At 45.4% G+C, this 24,649-nt stretch carries 24 protein-coding genes; all 24 read left to right on the top strand.

Annotation, left to right across the window (positions count from 1 at the left end):
- The first annotated feature begins 2 nt into the window (after positions 1–2).
- The 24 genes from AAW12_RS16080 to AAW12_RS15960 all read left to right on the top strand — a co-directional run bounded on the left by AAW12_RS16080 (position 3) and on the right by AAW12_RS15960 (position 24,646).
- A complete protein-coding gene (locus AAW12_RS16080; protein ID WP_046674650.1) occupies positions 3–971 on the top strand; it encodes a phosphoadenosine phosphosulfate reductase family protein in 969 nt (322 codons plus the stop codon).
- A gap of 34 nt (positions 972–1,005) precedes the next feature.
- On the top strand, positions 1,006–1,242 hold the full coding sequence (locus AAW12_RS16075) for a hypothetical protein (RefSeq protein ID WP_046674649.1): 237 nt from the start codon (positions 1,006–1,008) through the stop codon (positions 1,240–1,242).
- Positions 1,243–1,468: 226 nt separating this feature from the next.
- Positions 1,469–1,936 (top strand): methyltransferase, encoded by a 468-nt coding sequence (locus AAW12_RS16065; protein ID WP_046674647.1) that lies wholly within the window; start codon positions 1,469–1,471, stop codon positions 1,934–1,936.
- An 84-nt stretch (positions 1,937–2,020) separates the two neighbouring features.
- Entirely contained in the window at positions 2,021–2,542 is a 522-nt protein-coding gene (locus AAW12_RS16060; protein WP_046674646.1) for a hypothetical protein, read from the top strand.
- A gap of 714 nt (positions 2,543–3,256) precedes the next feature.
- Entirely contained in the window at positions 3,257–3,811 is a 555-nt protein-coding gene (locus tag AAW12_RS16055) for a hypothetical protein (protein ID WP_046674645.1), read from the top strand.
- Positions 3,808–4,218, top strand: coding sequence for a hypothetical protein (locus AAW12_RS16050; protein WP_046674644.1), 411 nt, complete (start codon positions 3,808–3,810; stop codon positions 4,216–4,218). The genes AAW12_RS16055 and AAW12_RS16050 overlap by 4 nt, the downstream gene beginning before the upstream one ends.
- A 68-nt stretch (positions 4,219–4,286) precedes the next feature.
- Positions 4,287–5,201 carry a S49 family peptidase gene (locus tag AAW12_RS16045; RefSeq protein ID WP_053003750.1) on the top strand — a complete coding sequence of 305 codons (915 nt, stop codon included), beginning with the start codon at positions 4,287–4,289 and terminating at the stop codon, positions 5,199–5,201.
- 12 nt (positions 5,202–5,213) lie between these two features.
- The gene (locus tag AAW12_RS16040; RefSeq protein WP_053003749.1) at positions 5,214–6,740 is read left to right on the top strand and encodes a hypothetical protein; all 1,527 of its coding nucleotides are present in this window, start codon (positions 5,214–5,216) and stop codon (positions 6,738–6,740) included.
- Positions 6,741–6,819: 79 nt separating this feature from the next.
- Entirely contained in the window at positions 6,820–7,371 is a 552-nt protein-coding gene (locus tag AAW12_RS16035) for a hypothetical protein (protein WP_046674643.1), read from the top strand.
- A gap of 77 nt (positions 7,372–7,448) precedes the next feature.
- Complete coding sequence (locus tag AAW12_RS16030) at positions 7,449–8,582, top strand: MarR family transcriptional regulator (RefSeq protein ID WP_046674642.1); 1,134 nt, start codon at positions 7,449–7,451, stop codon at positions 8,580–8,582.
- Positions 8,582–9,130 (top strand): N-acetylmuramoyl-L-alanine amidase, encoded by a 549-nt coding sequence (locus tag AAW12_RS16025; protein ID WP_046674641.1) that lies wholly within the window; start codon positions 8,582–8,584, stop codon positions 9,128–9,130. Before AAW12_RS16030 ends, AAW12_RS16025 begins: the two co-directional genes overlap by 1 nt.
- 3 nt (positions 9,131–9,133) lie before the next feature.
- Positions 9,134–9,949 carry a hypothetical protein gene (locus AAW12_RS16020; protein WP_046674640.1) on the top strand — a complete coding sequence of 272 codons (816 nt, stop codon included), beginning with the start codon at positions 9,134–9,136 and terminating at the stop codon, positions 9,947–9,949.
- Positions 9,950–10,000: 51 nt separating this feature from the next.
- Positions 10,001–10,204 (top strand): hypothetical protein, encoded by a 204-nt coding sequence (locus AAW12_RS16015; RefSeq protein WP_046674639.1) that lies wholly within the window; start codon positions 10,001–10,003, stop codon positions 10,202–10,204.
- 60 nt (positions 10,205–10,264) lie between these two features.
- On the top strand, positions 10,265–11,206 hold the full coding sequence (locus tag AAW12_RS16010; RefSeq protein WP_046674638.1) for a hypothetical protein: 942 nt from the start codon (positions 10,265–10,267) through the stop codon (positions 11,204–11,206).
- The gene (locus tag AAW12_RS16005) at positions 11,199–12,965 is read left to right on the top strand and encodes a hypothetical protein (RefSeq protein WP_046674637.1); all 1,767 of its coding nucleotides are present in this window, start codon (positions 11,199–11,201) and stop codon (positions 12,963–12,965) included. The genes AAW12_RS16010 and AAW12_RS16005 overlap by 8 nt, the downstream gene beginning before the upstream one ends.
- A 97-nt stretch (positions 12,966–13,062) precedes the next feature.
- A complete protein-coding gene (locus tag AAW12_RS16000) occupies positions 13,063–13,335 on the top strand; it encodes a hypothetical protein (RefSeq protein WP_197084060.1) in 273 nt (90 codons plus the stop codon).
- Positions 13,336–13,342: 7 nt separating this feature from the next.
- On the top strand, positions 13,343–14,788 hold the full coding sequence (locus tag AAW12_RS15995) for a hypothetical protein (RefSeq protein WP_053003748.1): 1,446 nt from the start codon (positions 13,343–13,345) through the stop codon (positions 14,786–14,788).
- Between the two features lie 4 nt (positions 14,789–14,792).
- Positions 14,793–15,737, top strand: coding sequence for a DUF6712 family protein (locus AAW12_RS15990; RefSeq protein WP_046674635.1), 945 nt, complete (start codon positions 14,793–14,795; stop codon positions 15,735–15,737).
- A 9-nt stretch (positions 15,738–15,746) separates the two neighbouring features.
- A complete protein-coding gene (locus AAW12_RS15985; protein WP_046674634.1) occupies positions 15,747–16,649 on the top strand; it encodes a hypothetical protein in 903 nt (300 codons plus the stop codon).
- Positions 16,646–17,071 (top strand): hypothetical protein, encoded by a 426-nt coding sequence (locus tag AAW12_RS15980; protein WP_046674633.1) that lies wholly within the window; start codon positions 16,646–16,648, stop codon positions 17,069–17,071. The genes AAW12_RS15985 and AAW12_RS15980 overlap by 4 nt, the downstream gene beginning before the upstream one ends.
- A gap of 109 nt (positions 17,072–17,180) precedes the next feature.
- Positions 17,181–17,453 carry a hypothetical protein gene (locus AAW12_RS15975; protein WP_046674632.1) on the top strand — a complete coding sequence of 91 codons (273 nt, stop codon included), beginning with the start codon at positions 17,181–17,183 and terminating at the stop codon, positions 17,451–17,453.
- Positions 17,454–17,809: 356 nt separating this feature from the next.
- Positions 17,810–18,190 carry a hypothetical protein gene (locus AAW12_RS15970; protein WP_046674631.1) on the top strand — a complete coding sequence of 127 codons (381 nt, stop codon included), beginning with the start codon at positions 17,810–17,812 and terminating at the stop codon, positions 18,188–18,190.
- A gap of 5 nt (positions 18,191–18,195) precedes the next feature.
- Positions 18,196–22,761: a phage tail tape measure protein gene (locus AAW12_RS15965; protein ID WP_046674630.1), complete on the top strand. Its 4,566-nt coding sequence runs from the start codon at positions 18,196–18,198 to the stop codon at positions 22,759–22,761.
- 58 nt (positions 22,762–22,819) lie between these two features.
- The gene (locus tag AAW12_RS15960; RefSeq protein ID WP_046674629.1) at positions 22,820–24,646 is read left to right on the top strand and encodes a hypothetical protein; all 1,827 of its coding nucleotides are present in this window, start codon (positions 22,820–22,822) and stop codon (positions 24,644–24,646) included.
- Positions 24,647–24,649: the final 3 nt, after the last annotated feature.

Here is a 24,649-nt window from a genome sequence, read left to right as displayed (position 1 = left end):
TAATGGATCTCAATTATGACAAATATATCATTGCTTTTAGTGGCGGGAAGGATTCGGTCGCCCTAGTACTCTATCTATTAGATCTAGGTATTGACCCTGCCAAAATTGAACTATGGCATCACGATATTGATGGAAACGACAATGCATTTATGGACTGGGAATGCACCCATGACTATTGCCAAAAATTTGCCGACGCTTTCGGCCTGCAGATATATTTCAGCTGGAAGGAAGGGGGATTCAAACGTGAAATGCTTCGCGATAATCAACGAACGGCCCCAACTTGGTTCGAGGCTCCGGGTAATATCCTGAAAAAAGTTGGCGGCATCGTTGGAAAATTGGCTACTCGCTTAAAATTCCCTCAGGTTGCAGTTGACTTAAAAGTACGTTGGTGTTCGGCTTATTTAAAAATCGATGTCTGTTCTATTGCTATCCGTAATCAAGAACGCTTTAATGGATTAAAAACCGTCGTGCTATCAGGTGAACGAGGCGAAGAAAGTAGCGCAAGATCTAGGTACAAAATCTTAGAGGTAGACCGTTCGGATTCCAGAAACGGCAAATTAAAAAGGCATGTGGATCGCTGGCGTCCATTACGTGACTGGAAAGAATCTGAAGTGTGGCATATCATCAAAAAGTACCGTGTTCGTGTACATCCATGCTATTATATGGGCTGGTCACGTTGTAGCTGTAAGTTTTGCATATTCGGAAATGCAGATCAGTTTGCAAGCGCCTTTTCTGTAAGCCCAGATCAAGGCAATGAAATTATGTCCTACGAGGAACTGTTCGGAGTTACAATAAAAAGGAACACAGATCTCCGGTCGCTGATCAGTTGCGGGAATCCATACCCAAACATAACTAAGGAGTTGGCCAAACTTGCCACATCCAATATTTATGACCAACAAATAATATTTAATACCAATGAAGAATGGGTGCTTCCAGCTGGTGCATATGGCGAAAGCTGTGGCCCTCAATAATCAATTTATATAAACAATCGCTATTTAGTTAAAAATGAAAGCTACATTAAAAACACCCCCAAAGCAAAAGGCATTTACAAATGACCAATTAATTGATGCCGCTAATCAGCATGCTTTATCAGTACTTGGAGAGGATCAATTTAAATCCAATCCTGAAGCAGCCAAAATGATAGCTAACGATTTCATCAAAGGCGCCCTCTATGTGTTGGATGTATTCACCGACGCTGATCAGGATTTAGTCAATCTAGTGGATAAAGATTTGGAAGTATAATTAAACCGAGCCCGGCGGTCAAACTGGGCATATTACAAAATGGCAATTAAAATAACGAACTACCACTGCAATGCTTGTGAAAACGGCATCTTAATGGTCAAGAAAAAAGAAGTCGGACGACGTATAGATTTAAAATTTGAAGACTGCAACGTATGCAAAAAGCCTTTTGGTTTAAAACGAGTCGGTGATCTCAAACCAGTATCTAACGAATTAAAATCAAGGATAGATGAATAAAATTATATTAGACGCCTGCTGTGGATCAAAGATGATGTGGTTTGACAAAGACAATCCAAAAACAGCTTTTATGGATATACGGAAGGAAGATCATATACTATGTGATGAACGGAAATTGGTGATCAATCCAGATGTTGTAGGCGACTTTCGAAATATACCTTATCAATCCGAAACCTTTAAACTTGCTGTATTTGATCCTCCACATTTGATCAAAGCCGGTAAAGACTCATGGCTCGCAAAAAAGTACGGCTTATTGTCGGAAAATTGGAAAGATGATATCAGGAAAGGATTCAGGGAATGTTTCCGTGTTTTAAAGTCCAATGGCATACTGATATTCAAGTGGAATGAAGACCAGATCAAGGTCAGGGAGATATTAAAATTAACTGAAACGCCTCCTCTGTTCGGCCACACAACGGGCAGACATGGGAAAACCCACTGGATAACATTTATGAAAGATTAAACTTAGTGCAGCCAACAGGCTGCATTTTTTATTTACCGTATTTCCGCTCACTACAAAAACTAAATATATTAGTAATTTTGCATTATGGAAATATTGGAATTGTCTTATAAAGGAAAAGACCTACAGATACCATACGAGATTGATCTGGATTGCGTGGGGAAAAACGTTCAAGATTACAAACTTTTTGGAAAGAATGGCCAGCGGTTTATTGTGCGCCAAGATTATATGGAATGGTTCATGCTCGAAGGTAATCTCCCAGCTGACCTGTCCGATGCGATCATAGACAAACTTATTCTTACGTATGAGAAAAACTTACTGGCGCTATGTTACTACGGCGGAGAGCGTCAGATCCTGTCGATTTCAAACCTTGATAATATGGGCCACGATTACGCCTACCACCTCATGTTAAACAGGAGCGATCTAGGATATCTTACTTGGAGTGCTGCATACGGTTGGAAGATTGACACCCGGCTTAAATTTAAAGGCCAGTGGATCACCATAGCAGATCTGGACATCATTGTCGAAAACATTGAAAAGGGAGAGATCCCCTGGCTAAAGAAGCTCCCGAAAACCATGGCCCTAAACTCCCCTTCTAACCCCTCCTAACAGCTGTAACCCTGTAACAGTGTAACGGCCTTAAAACCCGCCCGCCCCTTCCAAGTCCCAGTCACATTTCAATCCCTCGATCAAGTGTCCGCGCTTCGCGGTTACGCTTGATCATTCCCCCCTGCGCCCCCCCCTTACCCATAAAAAGAGAAATTCAATTGTAACTCATCTTAACAGTTACACTATTTAAACAGACACGATAGTAAGGGGGCGACGGGGGAAAATCGTTTAAATGCGCGAAATAGCCAAAAATCTTTAAAAAAAATGAAGCACTAAAAGTATACTATTTACTTGTAACTTTGTAACGAACTTATAATAATAGAATATAATAATATTAATTTATAAATAGTTAAGTTGGTTACAGTAAACTAAAACTTTAATGTAACAAAAGTTACATCGTTACAAAAGTTTTGTAACCGTCATTCCGGCCATCAAGGTAGCTTCCCACTGATACCCTGCCGTTACAAAATGAAATACCCCCGGTTACAAACTGGTTTTTCACACTACCGTTTCTTATCGCCCGATGAGGGCAGTTTATACAGCTGTTACAAAAACACAAAAGTTTGGTGTACTTTTTTAGAGAGCCAAAAGTTTTACCGGAATAAAAACTGGATCAGGATTTACCCAAAAGAAAATTTTAAAAAATTTCACACAGCGTTTAAGATTTTCAATCTTAAATTGTGTTATATTTGTACAAACCAGCACATTAACTATATGTACGTAAAGTGTAACATTAAATCAGAACTTTTCCGTAATTACCTCAACTTCCATTTTGCCAACGTCGACGGACGCTTCGAGCTCTTCCGGTCAATCCCCCTGGCCCGGTTTATTATTTCCCACCTCAGATTTTCAGAAACAAAACCACCCTACGAAGACAGCGACCAGACGGTTGTTTTCAAATTGCCAAAAACTTCACAGCTCCCCAGCATACAGAGCCAGTTCGCCTATTTCACTCCGCAGGATATGGTTCAGATCGAAGACCATATCAAAGAAGTTTATAACATTGATTTCCAGTCTTACTATTACTGGTCAATAAACCATGGTCTACAGCAGAAGCAGGCAATCCAAAATTTCATCATCACCCGGAAGCTGATCAACAAGCTGGGCGATATCGACACGCTGAAAAAGTTTGAGTACAGACAGGAAAAGAAACGGCTGGAAACCCTGACGCGGAAATTTATCAATCAGGTGGTCTACCAGAACCGGATCATTCAGGACTCTATCAACAAATACAATCACACCTTAAACAGTAAACAGAAACTACGATGAACCCAAACCTAACCCCGATCTACCGAATGAAATTTATACCAGCCCACCTGGTAACTGATTATCTGGAATATCCCGACGGCACCGTACAGATCAAGACTTTCGAATCCCTACGCCCCATAAGCTTTGCAACGGGTTCGCAATCATTCCAGTCGACTTCTAAACCAAGCAAAGCCGGGCAGCTTTTCAGCAGCACGATATCAACGACCTTACGGGAGGCTATCGGCTACATTGGCCCCGTCATTGTACTGATACAGCTGTGCGACAGCAAAATTCTGGTCTTTGGAAACCCCGACATACCAATCTATTTCAGCCATACCCATACCGATCAGTCACGTGCTTTTCAGGTAGACTATGACAGCGACAAACCCCTTTTACAATTAAAGAACACCGACTTATTTAACGATTAGGCGTCCCCAAAACGTCCTTTATCAGCCCCCCTCAAAGGGCAACCTTTGCATAGATCACACCTCTACCTATGCAAAGAAAACTACACGCCAACTGGCGGGCACTGTATCAAGAAGAATTATTGCGGGGGCAATTCCTAATCCATTCCAACCTAGCCGCTGGAATTCCCTCGCAATTGCTTTCCCTGATCCAAGGGAAAGACAAGGAAACAACCAACGAGTCCGACCTTCATATTGACGTCCGGTCCTATGATTATGACGGTAACGAATACGAAGACTTTGGCGGATCTGAATCACAGCAGACCGTGGTTGCCGTTATCCCCATCAAGGGCACCATGTACAAATATGGATCATGGCGTACCTATGGCGCCTTGGACATTGCCGAAATCATTATCGAAGCGGCAGGCATGGAAAACGTGTCGGCAATCGTTTTGGATATCGACAGCGGCGGCGGATCCACAGCCGCGATCCCTCCCCTAAAAGATGCCATCCTATACGCTAAATCCGTGGGCAAAATAGTTGTTGCCCACGGCGACATGACCTGTTCAGCGGCTTACTGGATCGCATCCCTCTGCAATTACATTTTTGTCAACAACAACCTGACCTCTACCTATGGATCCATCGGTGTCATGATCTCATTTGCAGATTACAAACCGTATTTCGAGCAATTGGGGGTAGTCTTCCATGAGATCTACGCCGACGAATCCGATCAGAAAAACAAAGTTTTCACCGAAGCCGAACAGGGCAAATACGAGCTGATCAAAAAGGAAATGCTTTCGCCGCTGGCCGTGGCTTTTCAGGAAGAGATCAGGGCCAACCGTGCAGGGAAGCTCGTCGCTACTACTGACGGGATCCTCTCCGGAAAAACATTTACTGGGGCCACGATCGTGGAAATCGGGCTGGCAGATGAAGTGGGAAACCTATCCATGGCCATCAAATACGCCGCTAACCAATCAATCGCACAAGACTTTATCAACAATTTTTAACCAACCAACCCTATGAAGTTATCATTCAAACAGTATGCCTCCATGGTTATGGGATTTTTGAAAATCTCCGCTTTTACGGACAAAAAACTGACAGCCGAACAGGCTGAATCCCTAAAGGCAGCATTCGGCGAAAAGTTCGCCAGTAAATTCTCTACCGCCATCGCTGAACAGACGGACGATGAGCAGACCAATGAGGAAACGCACGCTGAAGGATTGCACGAGGCAATTACGGCGCATTTCGCTGCGCAGACAGAATCTGCAACCTCTACCATTGCCGCACAATTAGCCGAAGCAATTGCACAGAACAATCTTAAAGATGGTCAGATCGCACTTTTAAAGGCTGAATCCGAAACAGATCCGTTTCCGGTTTCAGGTCAGGGATGGATCGGAAAAGAAGGTGTCGCAAAGGTTCTGACCGTTGCCCGTAAGGCTGCGCACTATGCTGCTGTCTTCGCATCTATCGCATTGGGTCAGGGTACCGTAGTCGCAGGGACAAAAACAATCGACGTAGACAATCTACGTACAGAGTTCGGCACATACTTAAGCCAAAACGGAACAAACGTTGCCATTACGGCGCAGATCTTCAAAGGATTCTCTTCCGCATCCGAATTCCGTACTGTTCCTGCCGTCACAGAATATCAGGCTATCCAGTCACAGATCAACAGCGTTTCACAACAGTTTTCCGCAAAATGGACACCGTCCGGGGAAACCAAGTTCACGCCGCTGACGATCAAGAATTACCGTCACAAGATCAACGTTGCCATTATCCCTGCCGATGTACTTGATTCGTATATCTTCCATTTATACGACGAAGGCTTGGCACCAGATCAGATGCCGATCACCAAATACATCTGGCATTCCCTTGTTTTCCCGAAACTATTGGAAGACATCGAATATCGCATGATCTTCAAAGGCAAGTATGTAGCCAATTCGACTACACTGCGCCCCGAAGATTCGATGAACGGTATCGAGCAGATCCTTGTGGATGAAAAAGCAAGTGGGACATCACGCATCAATTTCTTTGGTCAGGACATCGACTGGACGACAGCGACTGACAAGCAGGTTGTTGACTTCATCAATGCATTTGCCGATGCTGTGGACGACGATCTTACTATATCAAAGATCTACACGTCAAAGTTTGTCAAAAAGCGCTACCAGCGCGCCTATGAAAACCTTTACGGTGCCAATAACAAAGTTGTAGGCGGTCTTAACCAGACGGCAGAGGTCGACTTCGTAAACATGAGCCTGCATGAGCTGAAAGGGATGGGCAATTCGCCGATCATTTTCGCTACCACTCCGGGCAACATGGTCAAGCTTCGCCACAAGAACGAAGCGCCTAACGTCATCAACGACGTACAGAAAAACGGCTACGAAGTCCGCCTGTTCGGCGAGTACTGGTTGGGCGTCGGCTTTGAGATTGCAGAATTGGTTTTTGCATACGTACCTGCCAATTACAATCCACAAGTAGGACTTAAACCATCCAAACAGTTTCCTGATGGCACACAGCCGGAAGATGACGAAGCATCCGACGGATTGTAAACCTAATAGCTAGGCTTTCAGGCCTAGCTTATCTACCTAACCCAAATCAACAAGAAACAAAAACCTTAAACTAATCAAGATGGCATACAAACCAGTATCGATCGCAAAGGGCGCAGGATCGCCCGGGGCTCCCACAGCCAAGGATCCTAACATTATCGCAATCAGAACACGTGATATCCTTTCGATGCCTGCCCGTGTGGGCGTTAAAATCACCCAGAACATTACCCTTAAGCCCGGCGCACAGGCCATCGGTATCTATCTGACACCGTCGACAATCTCGCGTAATGACAACAGTGAAGGCGATCCGGACAAAGAAGGATGGATCCAGAATGTTGCTGGCGCACATCCCGGGGATTCTGTCGAGATCAACGAATTCGAGCAGGCCAATATCGGCGAAGACTTTGTCCTGATCACACGTGAATGTAGCGAGACTGCCAGTGTCAAAGTACACGGATCACTTTGCGCTCCTATGAAGCTTGTCGTTGAGGGACAGGACAACAACGAAGGTGTAGCGCATACACTGACATGGAAATCAGCATTGCGTACTTCCGAAAAATCAGCATTCTACACAGGTACAATTCCGGCGCTGGCTCCTATTGCCGGGGATGGATCGTCTGACGATGGCTTATAGAACCGACTAATCATTATTAACCCAAACCGAAAGGGGCTCAACCCGAGCCCCTTTTTCCTTAAAACACCATGTATACAATGGAAAATCTGACCGAAAAAGAAAAAGCAATATACGAAGCGATCAAAGCCGGATTCTTAACTGTAGATACCATCACGGTAGCTACTGAAATGAAAAAAGCATCCGTGGCAACGCTGGTCAATTCGCTCGTGAAAAAAGGACTGATCACTAAATCGGAAGGCGGTACGATATCACTGACAGATCCAGGCAGCCAGGCTGTAGGACAAGGAGAAATCAAACCGGGCCCTGATGAAAAAGAAAATCAGGAAAACGGCACGCCTGTAACCCTTAAGGGATTAACCACAGATGCTGTTATCATGGACTGGCCTAATAAAAACGGCAACCTACCTCAAACGGACACACGTCTGGATCCGGATAAACCGACATTGATCATTCCCTATTATAAAGGCGGGGCAGTATCGACCGAACTTAAACTGGCTCTGCGCAGCTGGGCCAAACATTTTGGCGATATCAACGTCGTGATTGTTGGTGACAGCGAAGACTGGTTTTCTGATCATGTTATCCATATCGAGCACAACGGCCACCAGGTGATCAGGCATTGCAATGGCTGCGCGGCTCCACAGACCGAACAACATCCGCAGGCCGATAGCACGCACAAACTGTTTTCCGCTATTGCCCTGCTCAATATCAAAGGCCCCATAATCCTGTCAAATGATGATATTTTCCTTTTGCGCGATGTGACAATGGACGATATCGCAAGCCCAAAATATTTTGGAGACCTAAAGGATGCCGCAGAGAAAAAAAATACCCGGTTCAACGAAGCACAGCTGAATACCGCATGGATCTTGGATCAGCTCGGTCATCCAACTGTACGTTACGGAACACACACGCCTGTCCTGCTTGATGCCGCAAAAGTATTAGAGGTTATCGAAACCTACAACGCGACAGAGGTCGGCTTGCTCTTTACCTCGCTCTATTTCAATACCCACACGCCGGAAGGGGAACCGAGCAAGATCACAGGCGGAACAGAGGACAAGATCCTCGCATCCATCTACCGCCCCGATATCGGTCAGGATGTACTGGACAAAGTCCGGAGCGAAAGGCTGTTCATGAACTGCAACGATAAAGGGTGGCTATCGGTCCGTACGCTTTTACGTGCTGATTTTTCCGAAAAATCAAAATACGAGATCTAATGAAAACAATTTTTATTACTGCCGGGCATCATAACCGAGATAGTGGCGCCATCGGAAACGGATATCAGGAAAATGTACTGACCAAAGAACTACGTGATCTGATCACATCCAAATTGCGCGAAATAGCCTGCCTGAAAATATGGAATGACAACGATGATGATACCTTGTCGCAGGTCATCGCTAAGATAAACAAAGTAGCTACTGCAGATGACTTCCTGTTGGAGATCCATTTTGATTCTGACGAACGTATTTCGGCATCGGGCACAACGGCACTTGTTGCATCCGGTGCGCGTGAAAAGTCAAAGGATTTTGCAGGCCAGCTGGCAGGCGATGTCGCAGCCATCGTGGGTATAACGAACCGCGGTGTCAAGTCGGAAACGGAATCTAACCGCGGAAGGCTCGGAATTCTGCATACAAAAGCATCGTCCTGCCTTTTGGAGGTCGCCTTTATTTCCAACCATTCGGATATGGAAAAATATCAGCAGTACAAGGAACCGCTCGCACTGGCCATTGCGACCACGATCCGTGACACCATGCTAAAATACTGATCGATGACACCATCGTTTTTAATTTACAACTGGCTGAACACTGGCTCCGATCCGCTGGTCGGGGTCCAGCTGTTCAATACCTATATCAATCCTGATCCAGTTGTACTGGGGATATTGGAGAAAGATCCGGCCGCTCATCTGCATATCCTCAAAATTGCGCTCTCCGCTTTTATGGATAAACAGGTAGCGGGGCAACAAGTTAACTTAGTAGCGGGCGATCATAGAGAACTATCCCAAAAGCTGGCAAGTTTACAGGCCGAAAACGAGGAACTGGCCTATATCAACGAGGAACTGCAGGAACAGAACTTTGAACTTGAAGACCAGGTAAACAGCAGTCAGGAAAACAGTAAAAAGAAAACCATCGGTCTACGGGAACAGTTTCCGTTTCTTGCGGACAGTGACTGCCCAAATGAGCTAAAGATACTTGCGGCTGACAAGATCACGGCGTACCATAAAGTGATCGAATACTACAACGCTATTGATGAATGTACCACAGATGATCAGCTTTTTTCCGCCGTGCGAAACCTCGTACACTGGTATAAGGTAAACCATAAGATCAAAAAGGAGTTTGTCCATTACAAAAACAACAAAACCGTACTGGGAAAGCATGAGATTTTTGTGGAGTACAGGGATCTTGAAGATTTAAAAAAGCTGTCCCCCCTACAGCTGGCAGACCTGAAAGCACAGACCGAAAACAATATCAGGCACCTTGAAAAACAGATCAAAAAGAATGACCGCCCAGATCTGCTGATCCGCAGGGAGGAAAAATTGCGTGGCTACCGGATGAAATTGAACGCAATCATCGCCCTGCTGAAATAACCCTACGGAAATCCGTAAAATTTAAGACGATATCCATCCGATCTTTGATCCATGAAGATTACACTACCGGAACATATTATTCCAATGCTCGAAACGGCAAAGGAAGAATGCTTGGCCATTATGGGACTATACCACAAATATGATGTCGATATCGATGGGATCACCGTGACCCTGACGCCAAAATTAGGCTATGAGGAATCCTTTCAGGACGCTTTTGCCCTTGGATGGTATATGAGGGAATACAACAGCTATTAAGCGCAATACAACAAGTCCCGTGTCCTTTAAATGCCCCTAAATCAGGGGCATTTTTGTTTTATGGAAATCTACCTTAACCTAATACACCTAACCGACGAGGAATGGGAAAAGCTAGAAGTACTCTCCGCGCTCGAATATTCCAATAGGCGCATCGCAGAATATTTCAATCTTCCGGTCGAAGTATTTGACCGGGAAGCCAGCAACCCAAATTCCAAAGTCGCTACCCATTTGCGGATCGGGCGGGAAAAACAGGACATCGACGAACGTTTCGCCCTATATAACCTGGCTAAAGGAAGCGGCAAGGAAGCCGTTTCTGCACAGAAACAGATCTTTGAGGTCAAGCGGACAAAAGCTTTCAAAATATCCAAGCTGGATATCATCGGCGGTTTTGATAATGACGGTATGCTCGAACGCCTGATGGACTACGTCCAGTCCGGTGAGCTCAAGGATGTGACCGTTGAGGAACAGATCTATATCGACGCCCTACGTTTTATCAAGGATATGGACGCCCAGTACGGCCAGCGCGCAACGATCAAATACATCATTGATGTGCTCAAGCTAAAAGCCCAGAGGGCGCAGGAAATGTACTCGGAAGCGCTGAACCTGTTTTATTCGGACAACAACGTGACCAAACAGGCACTGCGTAATAAGTACGCAGCGATGATCGAATCCGCAGCCATTGTCGTCCGTGAAAATGCACTGACCCCGGTTGACCTGAAGATCCATTCGGAAATGATCATGCAGGTTACCAAACTGCGTGAACTTGACAAAGCAGATCCGGAGAAAATCCCGAACGAACTTTACCTCAAACCTGTGCGTGTACTTACGCTTGACCCGGTCAAAGCCAAGCTACCGCCAATCAACCGACAGGTCCTTGCTGCCGAAATCGATCTTCTGGAACTCCCCGAGGCCATTAAGGCCGATCTACGGCAGGATGCCCTTATTGATGATCCAAATATCCCAGCCAAACTTGACCGAATCCTAGCCAATAACAATGAGTAAGCCAAAATCAACCAAATACCGTCCGAAGATCAACGAATCCTATAAGGATGCCAATGTCGCTTTTATGAACTGGCTTTCACAGATGTGTACCATGATCATGCCCAAGCGGTTTGCGGCTGTGCTGGGGCGTGGATCCGCAAAGACAACAGATATCATTGCCGAACGGCTTATTGAAATGGCTTATGATATGCCGGGAGCTCCTATTGCTTGGGTTGCAGACACCTATTCCAACCTACAGAAAAACGTGCTTCCTTCCATTATGGAGGGGCTGGAACGTAAAGGGTACAAAGAAGGCGTTCATTATATCCTAGGAAAGGAACCCCCAAAATTCAAACAGTCCGAACTTGAGGGGCTGGATCCGTCCATCCGGGAACATTTTTGGAAGCCCTACAATAAGCTGGCAACATACAAACATACGCTGATTTTCTTCACTGGTCTGAATATCACTTTCGGATCCCTTGACAAACCTGCATCCCTTGCCGGACGTTCCTATGTCCACGTCATCGGTGATGAGGTGAAATATTTCCCGGAAGCCAAAATCGAAAACATCCTGCGGGCAAACCGGGGCTATGCTGTCAAGTATGCGCATTCTGTTTTTTACCTCGGACAGACCTTTACGACGGATATGCCAAATACGGGCCGTATAGGCGAATACGACTGGATATTGAAGCAAGGCAAGAAAATGGACAAAGAGGGCATCCTGCGCGTTCTAAAGACCGCTATGGTATACAATGAATGCGTGCAGGAACGTTTGTACTATCAGGCGAAAGGCGACAAGGAAGAAACCGCCAAAAAGCTGCGTACGGAATTGCGCTGGCTGGAAATGTGGAAGACGGTCCGCAAGCACAAGTCCGCGCATAATTTCTTTTGGACGGCATCGTCACTGGTCAACATTGATATCCTTACGCCTGACTGGTTCATTGATGCCATCAATACGGATCTTGGGGATCCCGAAGTGTCCGTGCTGGGATTAAGGCCGCAGCTTTCGTCGGGGGAACGCTTTTACGCCAATATTTCTGCGGATCACTTTTACGATGACGGGCTGAATCCGCGTTATGACTTTGGTATTGCAGAAATGCCGGACTGTCGGGAGCTGAAATATCTTGATCGAAATAAGGCTATCGACCTGGGCATGGACTTTGGTAACATGATATCCATGTCGGTAGCACAAGCAAACAGCAAAGACTACAGGATCCTGAAATTTATCCACACCCTTTCGCCGAACTGGATCCCGGAGATAGCAAAAGAGTTTCTGACCTACTTTAAGACCCAAAAAGAAAAGACGATCAATCTCTACTATGACAGGGCAGCCAACAATTACAAGGAAGCTGGTGTCGACCTTGCTTCTGCGATGAAAAAGGCTTTAGAGTATGAATCTGACGGCAAGACGAAAACAGGCTGGAAGGTAAATCTAATGTCGCTCAATCAGGGTAATATCGGCCAGTTTGAGGAATTTGTGTTCATGCAGGAACTTTTGAGCGGATCCAATCCAAAACTGCCAAAGGTGATGATCGACCGTTTTCAGTGTAAATTTCTCAAAGCATCCATCGAAGGGGCAAAAACAAAGATTGTACAGAATTCCAAAGGGCAATCGATCACAGCCAAGGATAAGTCATCGGAAAAATTGGAGCTGGAACGCCTGCCGATGGAATCGACAAACGCGTCTGATAGTTTTAAATATCTAATGATGCGAAGGTTATGGCGGAATATCGTGCGGATCAAGCCTAAATCATCGGTTATGAGTTCAACTGTAAGGTAGTTATGTCCCCGACATTGATGTCAGGGACATAAACAAACTGTCCTTTAATAGCCATCCAATTAAAATGACATTTGGGCAATCATTTAAAACGCACACATTGACAACATACGAAGCCATAAAAGAAATGCGCAGACTGACGAAAGAAGGGAAATCCTTTTCTTTCGTCTTTGTGTCATTTGACGAAACCCGGAATACATCGCAAGGCATGATCGAAGTACCCCGTGCACGGCTCCGAAACCGTGGGGTACTTAAATACAACCAAAATGCAGAGATGCAGGAAGAATATATCAACCTAGACACCAACGAGCCGAGACGCTTCTGGCACTGTAACCTGCGCTCATTCAATGGACAGAAACTGACGATAATCTAAACTACCTATGAAAACAACCAACCGAAAGAAAACCCGATCAAATATCCCAAAATCAATTGCGCAGCCAGCAACGCAGGCAGGAAAAGGAGGTATTAGGCCATCTTTTCAGCGGATCGGAAAGGATTCCGCAGCCATCCAAACTGGCGGAAAGGTCTACACCGTTTCCATGTCATCCTTTTCAAGCAATTTTTCACAGCTGTTTGACAGCTCCAATTGGGAGATGGCCCCCCAGGTGTACAATGGTGTAAAGATCGTACCACACGGGGCAAACAATGACCTCCCGGAGATCGTCAGGGATATCATGGCGGAAAACAACCTGGCGCCCGGTATCTTGGAAAGACAGATCGGGCTTTTGTATGCCAATGGTCCGGGGCTTTATCGTCTGAATTATGATAACGGGCAGATAACACGTGAATATTTGTACGATAAGGAAATACACGATTGGTTGAAAACATGGGACTGGCGCAGATTCCTAGATATGGCACTTGTTGAATACAAGCATCTTAAAGGTTTCTATGTAAAGTCTTACAGGAACAAAGCAAGCCGTATCGGTGAGCGTGGTTTTATCAATAGCTTGCAGGTTGTTCCCGGCACCGATGCCCGTCTGGGATGGCCCGAGTTCGGAGCGGCACGTTTGGAAAATGTAAAGACAATCTATGTCGGTGACTTTTTCAACAACATCTTAGGGACTGGCCTTACAGCTTATCCGGTATTCAACCCGAACGAACCGTTCCGCTATGGCGTGTCCATGTCTTACCATAATACCTACTCTTTTGCCTATCGTTTTTATTCGGTTCCCTCCTTTTTCGGTACGTTCAAGTGGCTATGGCGGTCGTCGGAAATCCCCGATATCCTTAAATATCTTGGAAAAAATGGGATATCAGCGGCCTTTCACATCCATAGCCCACAGGGTTACTGGGAGTCAAAGCGCCTGAAACTGGAAGAACAGCATCAGGGAAAGACTGCCGAAGAAATCGAAGAATTGCTACAAGATCTAAAGGATCAGCTCTTCGGCGACATTTCAGCAGCTCTCGCAGGCAATGAGAATGCCGGAAAGTTTATCGAAACGGTCGATTTTTATGACGATGAGGGTAACCTCTGCCAGTGGAAAATCGAAGCCATTGACCAAAAGATCGGTGATTTTATCGAAGCACAGCTGGAAGTCGGTAAACAGGCAGACAGTGCGTCCACATCCGGGATGGGATTACACCCTTCCCTAGCCAATATTATCATTCCGGGGCAACTGGGATCGGGTTCACAGATGTTATACGCATTGAAATTGTTTTGGGCGGCTGAAACTGCGATCCCAGAATCGGTGATCTTTGAAGCGATAAACCGGGCAATCACTGCGAACTGGCCACAAAAAGACGGCATTCAGATGGGATTTTACCGACCTATTGTCGAAAAGGAAGATAATGTCAGTTCTAAAGACCGTTTAACCAATAACATCTAATCCAATGAAACTACTAATAAATACCCCGTCTGAACTACGCCGATTATCGGGGACTTTTTCGGCAAATATCAATTTTGAGCGCGTGGAAACCGATGTACTATTGGCAAGTGAGAAAGTGATATTGCTCATCGGCCAGCCGATCTACGATAAGGCGGTTGTCATACTTGAAAAGGGCGATAACGCCACAGACGAAGAAAAGAAACTTTTACAGCACATACAGCTGCCCATCGCCGTGTATGCAGCGTACCAATATTATCAGGGCAACAACCTTGGCCACGATGAAAATGGACGTAAATCGAAAGTTGACAGGGAAAACGAAGCGCAGGCATGGCAGTGGCAGATTGACCGGGACGATGAAGCGGCTTTTCGTAAATACCGGGAATCGCTCGACCGCCTTGTCAGGCATCTGGACAGATCAGAAGATCCTGACTGGATCGATACCGAATTACGGCACAGCTCGCGTGAACTGTTCCTGAACAACACATCCATTTTCAGCAAGTATTTCTATATCGACGATTCCGCCAGCTTCTATTATTCGCTGGTACCACTGATCAACGAGGTACAGCAATCAAAGATAAAGGCCGTTTTGGGGGATGATTACACGATGATCCTCAAAAACTTTCAGGAAGACACGACGTCCAGCGACATGGATGGGCAGCTTCCATTGATCCAAAAAGCTTTGGCGCTGTATTCAATGGCTTTGGCGGTCAAAAGGTTTACGCTCAAAGTGATGCCGGAAGGTGTGGTCCAGCAGTACAAGACCTACGAACAGGGACTGACCAGCAGCAATATTGCCCAGCAGCCGGCCATTGAGTGGTATATGCTCTATTTATCACGCGATGCCGATAAGGCGCTTGATGACCTTCGTAAATTCCGCTCCAAATCTACTTTTGTCGCGCCTTTGATACCAAAGAACGACCCAAGTAACAAATATGCACGCACATCATAAAAATCACTTATGCATACCCTAGAAATCCCCGAAGCAAACAAAAAGATCGAACTGCCTTCCACCTGGAACGAATGCACAACCGACCAGGTGATGGATATCGTCAGCGAAGCATTTTTGGTCATGAACGGCGACCAAAAGATCGAAGACTTTACGCGACGTACATTCTGCAGGCTGACCGGTTTAAAATCTAGTGTCCGCTATCAGTTTAAGCGCCGTTTGGGTACTACCTACCGTCAGGATGAAATGCTGTGCATATTGGCTGCACAGTTGTGCCAATGGCCCTTCCGGATGAAAAAAGAAAACGGACAGAAGATTTACGAGTTCCAGTTTGATACCGCAGTGAATTTTTTCAGGGAAATCACTGTCGGGAAACAAACTGTATATGGTCCCGAAGATCTTTTGCAGGACATCACTTTTTCTGAATTCCAGTGGGCAAATAATTATTTTAAGGAGCACGACAAGTGCAACAAGGAAAATGACTTTGAGGGCGCTATGGAAAGTCTCGACCAGTTTGTCGCATGCTTTTACCGTCCGGGAACAAATGGCAAACGATCGCCTTTTGATCACGGATCTTTGTGGGAAACCCTTCCGCTGATTGGCAAAGTCCCGTATATCAAAAAATTCTGTATACTGCTGTGGTACAGCTATTGCGTACAGGTTATCCAAACAACACCTTTAGATATCCAAGGTATTGAAATAAATTTTTCGATCCTCTTTCCGCAGCCCACAAAAGCGGAACTGCTCGGGCTTGAAAAGCGAAAACAGGGTCTTGGATGGCAGGGTACTTTATTCGATATCTCTGAAAGCGGCGTATTCGGAAATATTGAACAGACCGAACAGACGAAGCTGTTTACCATCTTGGTCTACATGTACAAAAAACAGATCGAAAACCTAAAAGCATCCCAAAAATGAAGATAAGAGACTTTGAAAATCTTTGTAAAAAGCTCAAAGCGATTACGGCCGCAAAAGACTATTGCCGCTGTGCGCATGACGGCCATGCCGTAAACAGGCTAGCAGATCGTGAGGGCTTACAGATTGCCTGCGTTATGCCACAGAAGGGTTTTTCGGGCGGCACCGATAATTATAAGACGCATGATACTTTTATAATCTATGCACTGGAAAAGGACGATAGCGGACAGACTCCTGAATCTGAACTGGAACAGTACGAACGTACCGAAGATGCGATCTTCAAGATCTTTCAATACCTCACCGAGGGTGAACGCCCCGGTGCCTGCCTGCCCTTTCCCAATATCAACGTAAAAGGAATAACCATCGATCCAGAATATAGGGAATTCGGCGGCTGGAACGGTTATTCAATTACAGTTTCAGTTTAATTGAAATTCATTTATAATTATAAATGAATAATTTATAAATTTGAATGTTCATTTTGTAATGCCTGCCGCGTTCGTTTTTGGCGCGGTAGGTTTTTAAATAATCCAGCCTATGTCATTACTCAAGAAATTAAAAACAAAGCAGAAGAAAAAGCCAGTTTCCAATGCCCTGAAACTGGTCACTTTCTTCCAAAAACTCGAAGAACAGGGATTAATAGTATTTAAAAATAACGCTGTATACATTTATCGTGTGTTGTTAACATTGGGAGAAAAGCCCCAGCTTTTCGAACAGAATCTTTATTCCTATGCCGTAACGACCCGCCGTATTGTAAGGGGTTTTCCCTTAAAAATCATCGACATCGAAACCGACGCAGTCATAAAATAAAATACCGAAACAAACCACACTAACTGAACGCCGATACCACAATCGGCGTTTTTTTGTGCCCCTTAGTACCAAGTTTAACCTGAAAAATACCGAAAAATAGCACTTTTTACGGATCACAAACACGTAAACACCTGAAAACGAGCATAATTTTCCTGTTTTAAAATATTCAAAATTTGCTCTCCGCAGAATCTGCCCAGCCGCCCAGAGAATTTTTTACCCCCCTAAAAAAAGGCCTTTTTTAAGGATATATGACGAAAACCGCCTTTAAACACCTTTAAACAGCGATTTCAACCCCATGTCCTTTAGCAGCGACCCGTTAAGGATGACCTTTGATGCATCAACCTACATCTACATCTATGTCACAGCTAAAGAAGCTATTCATCCGCGGTGTATTGGAAGAGGAAGGCCGTCGCTACCTGTCCAATCAGGGCCGCGAGATCCGCGCTAAGCTCCACTTTCACACACGCCGATTATTCAACGACCGCACGATGAACGTCGTGAGCGCAAGCGATAGGTATGAGGGCAAACTGATCATCACCTTTCCTAACTACCTGCGCCTGCTGGATGCCCGCCGAAACGTCAAGGACCGTACGGGCAAACGTTCGCGAAAGGGTTATCAGCTCTACAACAAGTTTGCAATGGGCCATTACTATGCAATAGCGCACCGATTGCAGAACGACTTCACCGATGATGTAGCGCTCAACCTGCGCAGACAATGGCAACAATCTAATCCCTAATATCAATGGCATCTAACAATTTAAAGAACGAGGATCTTGTACTCAACATCATCGTTAACGGCAATAGCGCACAGTCCGAGATCGGAAGGCTTAGCCGCGCGATGGTGGATAATAAGAATAAACTCAAGGCGGCCAAAAGTGAAATGCAGTTACTGGAACGGCAGGGACAGACCAACAGCACCCGGTACCGTCAATTGCAGCAGGACGTGACCAGGTACAACCAGCTGTTGGATGCATATCGCAATAGGCTCGCACAGGTCAGGCAGTCGCTTAGACTGGAAGACCAGACCATCGGTGATCTCGAAAAGACCTTGAAGCGGTTGACGCAGCTGCGTAAACAGGCCACGCCGGGTTCGGAGACTTACAACCGCCTGACCCAGCAGATGGCTGCTGTCTCATCCCGGCTGGCAGAACTGCGCGGTCAGGTACAGTCAACGGGCGGCATCTTGGCATCCATGCAGAATCAGGTCAAAGCCTATTTTAACAGCTGGGTATCCGGCGCCCTCGCACTCGGCGCGGCTATATCGGGAATCAGAAAGGCGACCGAGGACTTTGCTAAGTTCGATGATCAGCTGTCCGATGTAATGAAAACAACCAACCTGAACAAGGAAGGTGTAAAAGGACTTAATGCAGAGCTTGAAAAGATCGATACACGTACTAAACAGGAAGACCTGCTCGGTCTTGCGCGGATCTCGGGTAAGCTGGGCTATACAGAGATTAACGATATCGTTGAATTCGTCAGGGCCAATAATCAGCTGGTCGTAGCCCTGAATGAGGATCTCGGGGGCAACGTGGAAGAGACCGTCAATGCTGTCGGTAAGCTGGTGGATATCTTCAAGCTAAAGGATACCCTGTCAACAGAACAGGCGTTTTTAAAAGTCGGATCCGCTATCAATGAACTTGGTATGGCCTCGACTGCGAATGAAGGCTACATCGTTGATTTTACCAAAAGGCTTTCGGGTATCGCTCCACTGACGGGCATGACCATCCAGCAGGTTATGGGACTCGGTGCAACCCTCGATGCCCTCGGGCAGTCCGAAGAGGTGTCCAGCACTGCCCTATCCAAGCTGTTTGTCAAGATGGCCAGTAACGCGGATGTCTATTCAAAATATGCCGGGCTTAAGCTCAATGAATTTAAAGACCTATTGGAGAAGGACTTTATGTCTGCCTTTATCCGCGTCATGGAGGGCGTTAAAAAGAACTCCAACGGTATAAATGAATTAGCAGCAACCCTCGGAGACCTGGGCGAAGACGGCGGGCGTACGATCGGTGTGATCGGTAAATTGTCCGAAAACACGGAAATGCTGACGCAGCAGATCAACTTATCTAACAGGGCTTTTGCGGATGGTACTTCCCTTACACAGGAATACAATGTAAAAAATGAAAACTCCGCTGCCAAACTGGAAATGGCTAGAAAGGAAGTGGCGAAATACTGGCGTGAACTTGGCGAAAAGCTGTTCCCGATATTGACATCCGGGATCAACCTGACAACTCTTTTCATCCGTGTATTGGGCACCCTTGTCAACTTCATAGCAAATAACATCGGTGTGATCAGCACATTGACAGCAGCTGTCGTGGCCTACTATACTGCCGTCAAAATTCAGACACAGTGGGAAACGATAGCCATAGCAGTAAAAGGAGCGCTACGGGTAACGACGCTCGCATTATCAATGGCCTATAATGCACTTACAGGAAATACAATTAGGGCAAGGGCCGCACAAAAACTGCTCAATGTTGAAATGGCGCTAAACCCTTACGGGCTTGTTGCTGTTGCTGTCGTGGCACTGACAGCCATGATGGTTAAAATGGTCAATAGTATCTACGATGCAAAAGAAGCCCAAAAGATTGTCAATGATGAAATGCAACGGGCCAAAGAGCTCTCCGATAACCTCAAGACATCGACACAGGAACTTTCGTCCGCAATCAATGATTCCTCTTTAACACGGTATGCGCAGAGTAAAGCTTTCGTCGAGCTCCAAAAACTCTATCCGGATCTACTGGAAAACATGAGTCTTGAAGAGTTTCAGGCGAAAGGTGCTGCCGAATCCCTATTCGAGCTCAACAAAGCGCGTGAGGAACAGGAAAAGGCGCTTTTAAGAACCAATTACGATCAGGCTATCAGTGAGCAAAAACGCTTAAAGGAAGAGTACACCGCCTTAAGCGAGATGATGCGTGCGAACAAGAATGAGGCAATGCCATCCCGTTTGATCCGCTTGCTCAACGAGCTGACCGTCGCAGAGGAACGGGTTAAAGAATACGGTAAAAAAGTTGCCGATTTGGATAAGGCCGAATTTGGCGCTAAACCACTGATCGAACAATTGGCCTATTACAATAAGATCCGTGACGCGATCAAGAGACAGATCGACGAAATGGAAAAACAGGATGGCCTGATCAAGCAGATGAACCGTGGCTGGGATAACTTTCAGAGCCGAGTTAACAGCATTCGTTTGGATAGTCTATACGCCCAATTAAAAGATGTTGGCCAAAAAATAAATAGTCTCACACCAAATAAGCCCGAATCTGTCGAAAAAGAGATTAAAACCGTAGGTGAACGTCGTGCCTATCTCGAAAAAAAGCTACAGGAGTTAAAAGCGGCATTTGAAACCCTGAACGAAAAGGATATCGCCGGAAGGAGAAAGAACCTGGCAGAAAGAAAGCGTATTCAGACGCAACTGGATGCTTTAGACATGAAAGAATCCACAGGAAGCAGCAGCAATAATGCTACTGAAAAGGCAGCGCGTGCAGCAAATAAAGCCAGGTTACGGGAGCTTGAAGTTGAGAAAAAGAGCTATCAGGATAAACTCAAAGCAGAGGGGTTATTTCAGCGGGATCGCAATTCACTCACAGCTGATGAACTGGAAAAGCGGGCGAAGATTACGGAAGATCATATCAAGCGGGAAAATGATATTAACACAAAATACAATCATTCCCAGCGCGAACAGACCAATAAGGACGAAGCGGAACTCGATCGTCGGGCCAAAAATGAAAGGAAATACCGGGATAAGCTTATTGATAAAACAGATCCGCTCATCCAACAGGAAAACGAAGCCTACGAACAAAGACTGATCAGCGCGGGGCTATTCGAGGTCAAACGAGAAAATATGACCGAAGAGCAATTGCGCGCAATGGAAGTACTGGAAAATAACCATCAAGTTGCTATCAATAAGATCGATGCAGAAGCGATTGCCCAAAGAACAGATCTACTACTGAAATCTTCAAAAGAAGAGATCACAGACCTTAAAATCAAACATAACGAGGAATTGCAAGCGGTAACCTCGTTGCAACAAGCTAAAGAAATTTTAGCTACGACACTCTCAGTAAGAGAACTGAATAAGATTAAAACCCTCGGACAAGCGAAAAAGCTAATAAGAAATAAACAGGATTTAGAAGAACAGGCAGCCCTTAAACGCCATCTTGACGAACTGCTTGAAAAATTACAAATGACTCTTAGCAGTGGTCAGATGGATGGCATAAATCTATCTGACAGCATTCTATCAGAAGAGGAAAAAAAAGTATTGCTCGCAAAAATCCGTGAAATTAAAGAGCAGTTGGCCGGACTTACAGGTAAAGATTTGACCGAAAATTTAAAAGTAGACGAACGAAGCAAAACGGATCTTCTTGGAATGACCGTCGAAGACTGGGAGAAACTCTTTACAAATTTGGATGGTAGCAGAGAAAGCCTTGCAAGAGTCTACGGTGCTGTTGAGGGTTTAATACAAGTATGGTCTCAATACAATTCTTTTGTTGCAGCAGGTGAAAACGCGCAATTGCAAAAAGATGAACAGGCTAACAAAAAGAAAAAATCTAATCTAGATCAGCGTTTAAAAGCGGGAACTATTACGCAAGAGGCATACAATGCACAGGTTGAGAAGCTGGACAAGGATATGGAACATAAAAAGTCCGTAGTTGCCCACAACCAAGCGAAAAGAGAACGAAATGTCGCTTTAATGACAGCAATTGTAAATACAGCGTCTGGAATCACTAAAGCATTCCCGAATCCATGGTTGATGGCCTTGATCGCTGCTGTTGGAGCATTGCAAATTGGTACAATTATAAAAACACCCCTTCCTGCAATTGAAGGTAAAGAAGAGGGTGGCTATTTGAACGTCACCCGATCACAGGATGGCCGTAAATTCCGTGCTAAATCAGATCCTGCCAAACGTGGCTATGTCTCGACACCAACCGTAATAGTTGGCGAAAGTGGCGATGAGTTCGTCGCCAACAATGATGCAGTAAGCAATCCTCAGGTTAGACCGATCCTTGACATCTTGGATATTGCCCAGCGAAACGGCACGATATCGTCCCTAAAAATAACCGATATCATACGTTCAACGATGCCGGGGCGAGCTAATGGCGGATATGTTTCCAATTCGACGTCAAACGCTCCGACAACAATTATCCAGTCCGGATCCAATGAGGAAATCACGGCACTGATCGCAGAGGGAAACCGGATCAATGCTGCCCTTCATGAAGTACTTCGAAACGGCGTTTCAGTCGCTTTGCTGGGACCTAATGGTTTTAATGCAAAGCAAGCCGAACTACAACGCATTCAGAACAATGCCGATTTATAGTGTCCTTTATTAACCTACGATGTACCGCGATTTTTGCGGTACATCTTTATGAATTGTCATGCTGAAGATCTATAAACAAAACAAACGGTTAACCCTATCCCCTAATATCCAAATTGGCGTCGTCATCGAAAACCCGATGATGGTCGATGAACGCCTTCCGGTGCCTTATACCCTAACTTTTGAGGCTCCCGACACTCCCGAAAATCTGCGTGAGTTCGGATATCCGGATCGGTTTGGCGCGCATGAAGGCAACAAACTTTTTATGGCCAGCGAATCCCGTATTGAATTCGGTTCTATCTCAATATTCCATGGAACTTTGTCCCTGATTGAATATGACGAAACCTTAAAGCTAACTTTCAAAGGCGTAGACTTCAACGAGAGCCTGAAGAAAGCCATGTTCGGTAAGGACTTCGGCGAAGTGGTTTTCGATGGATCGACATCGCTATTTGACTGGGATGATCCTGCAAGTTACTACTATCATTATAAAAACTGGATGAATCCGTTGGCTTACAACACGCACCCGGATTATGTAGCAGCTCCTATCCACATTAAAACGAATAATTCGGCATTCCGTTGGTATTATAACCGAACTGATGCGCGGGATCAGGAGTACACCCGAAAGACAACGGTGTACCGAGAAATGAAATCGCAATACCTGAACTGCTTTAATCCGGGCGATCAAAGCTTCTTATTTCCGGGGAGACCAACATTTGCCGCGCCTATCTTCCCGTTGTTCCGCTTAAAATATCTGATCAACAAGCTTGTTGGTGATAAATTGGAGAATTCTCCTTTTGATGCCACGGAAATGCGCGATGTACTGGTTCCAACATTTTACTTTAAATATTGGGATGAGGTTGAAACGGTGCTATTGAGCAGTCCGTGGCGTGTAGATCCGGGCTTCCTAAAATTTGAGGACTATATGCCGAATTTCCCTGCTAACACCTTTTTAAAGACTATCCTGAATCTGTTCTGTATGACACTGACGGCCCACAAGGGTAATTTCGTCATCACATCCAACAAGGATATTTTCGCGCGGCCAGTAAAACATAACTGGTCCAAGAAATTAATTGGCAAGGCTGTTCCGACCAGCATAGAAGGTCAGATGTATGATTATGGATTTTCAGATCCGAATTATTACAAGCCTGACGAAGAGGCTGTAATAAAAACAGTAGCTACGCTGGAAGCTATGCGCGACGCTTCCTTTAATCTGGTCGACAACGATGACAGTTACAGCGAACTGTTCTATATTAATGAAACGGAACAGTACTTTGTTAAGTCTGCGTTCTACAGCTCTTATCTATCTGCCGGAAATACGCTTTACGAGTTGGTTGTCGATTATGAATTCAAGGGGTATAAAGAGATCATCAAAAAGGAAGAGGTCGCAGATCAGGATAAGTTCAACGCCAAAGCCGATATCAAACAACTATACCTGCAGCCAGCGATCTATTGGACCGGGCAGGAAGATACGGAAAACAAAAAGTATTGGATCGTTCCCCGATGGGACCCACAGACACCTACCGACACGAAAAAAACAGCCCGACAGATCCGCCCGACAGATCTCTCCTTGTTGCTATACGCCGGGGCCAAGACAGTAAACGGAAAAAACTATCCCTTTTTAAGTCCCTATAAAAATGATGCTATTTCGCTTAAATGGGACGGCAACGACGGACTGATCACCAGGTACCACCAAGATTTCAAAACATGGATTGAAAAACCAAAGCTTAAGGTCAAGGGATCGTTTTTGCTGTCTGCCCTCGATCTGAACAATTTGACTATAACCGATAAAGTACACGTCAATGGCCGCAATTTTTTTATTGAACGGATTGAATACACCATCCAGCATGACCGTATTGATCCTGCCAACGTCGAGCTGATCGAAGTATAATGA

It is taken from the genome of Sphingobacterium sp. Ag1, from assembly GCF_000988325.1.
Classification (GTDB): Bacteria; Bacteroidota; Bacteroidia; order Sphingobacteriales; family Sphingobacteriaceae; genus Sphingobacterium.
This window is presented reverse-complemented; position numbering and strand designations above follow the sequence as displayed.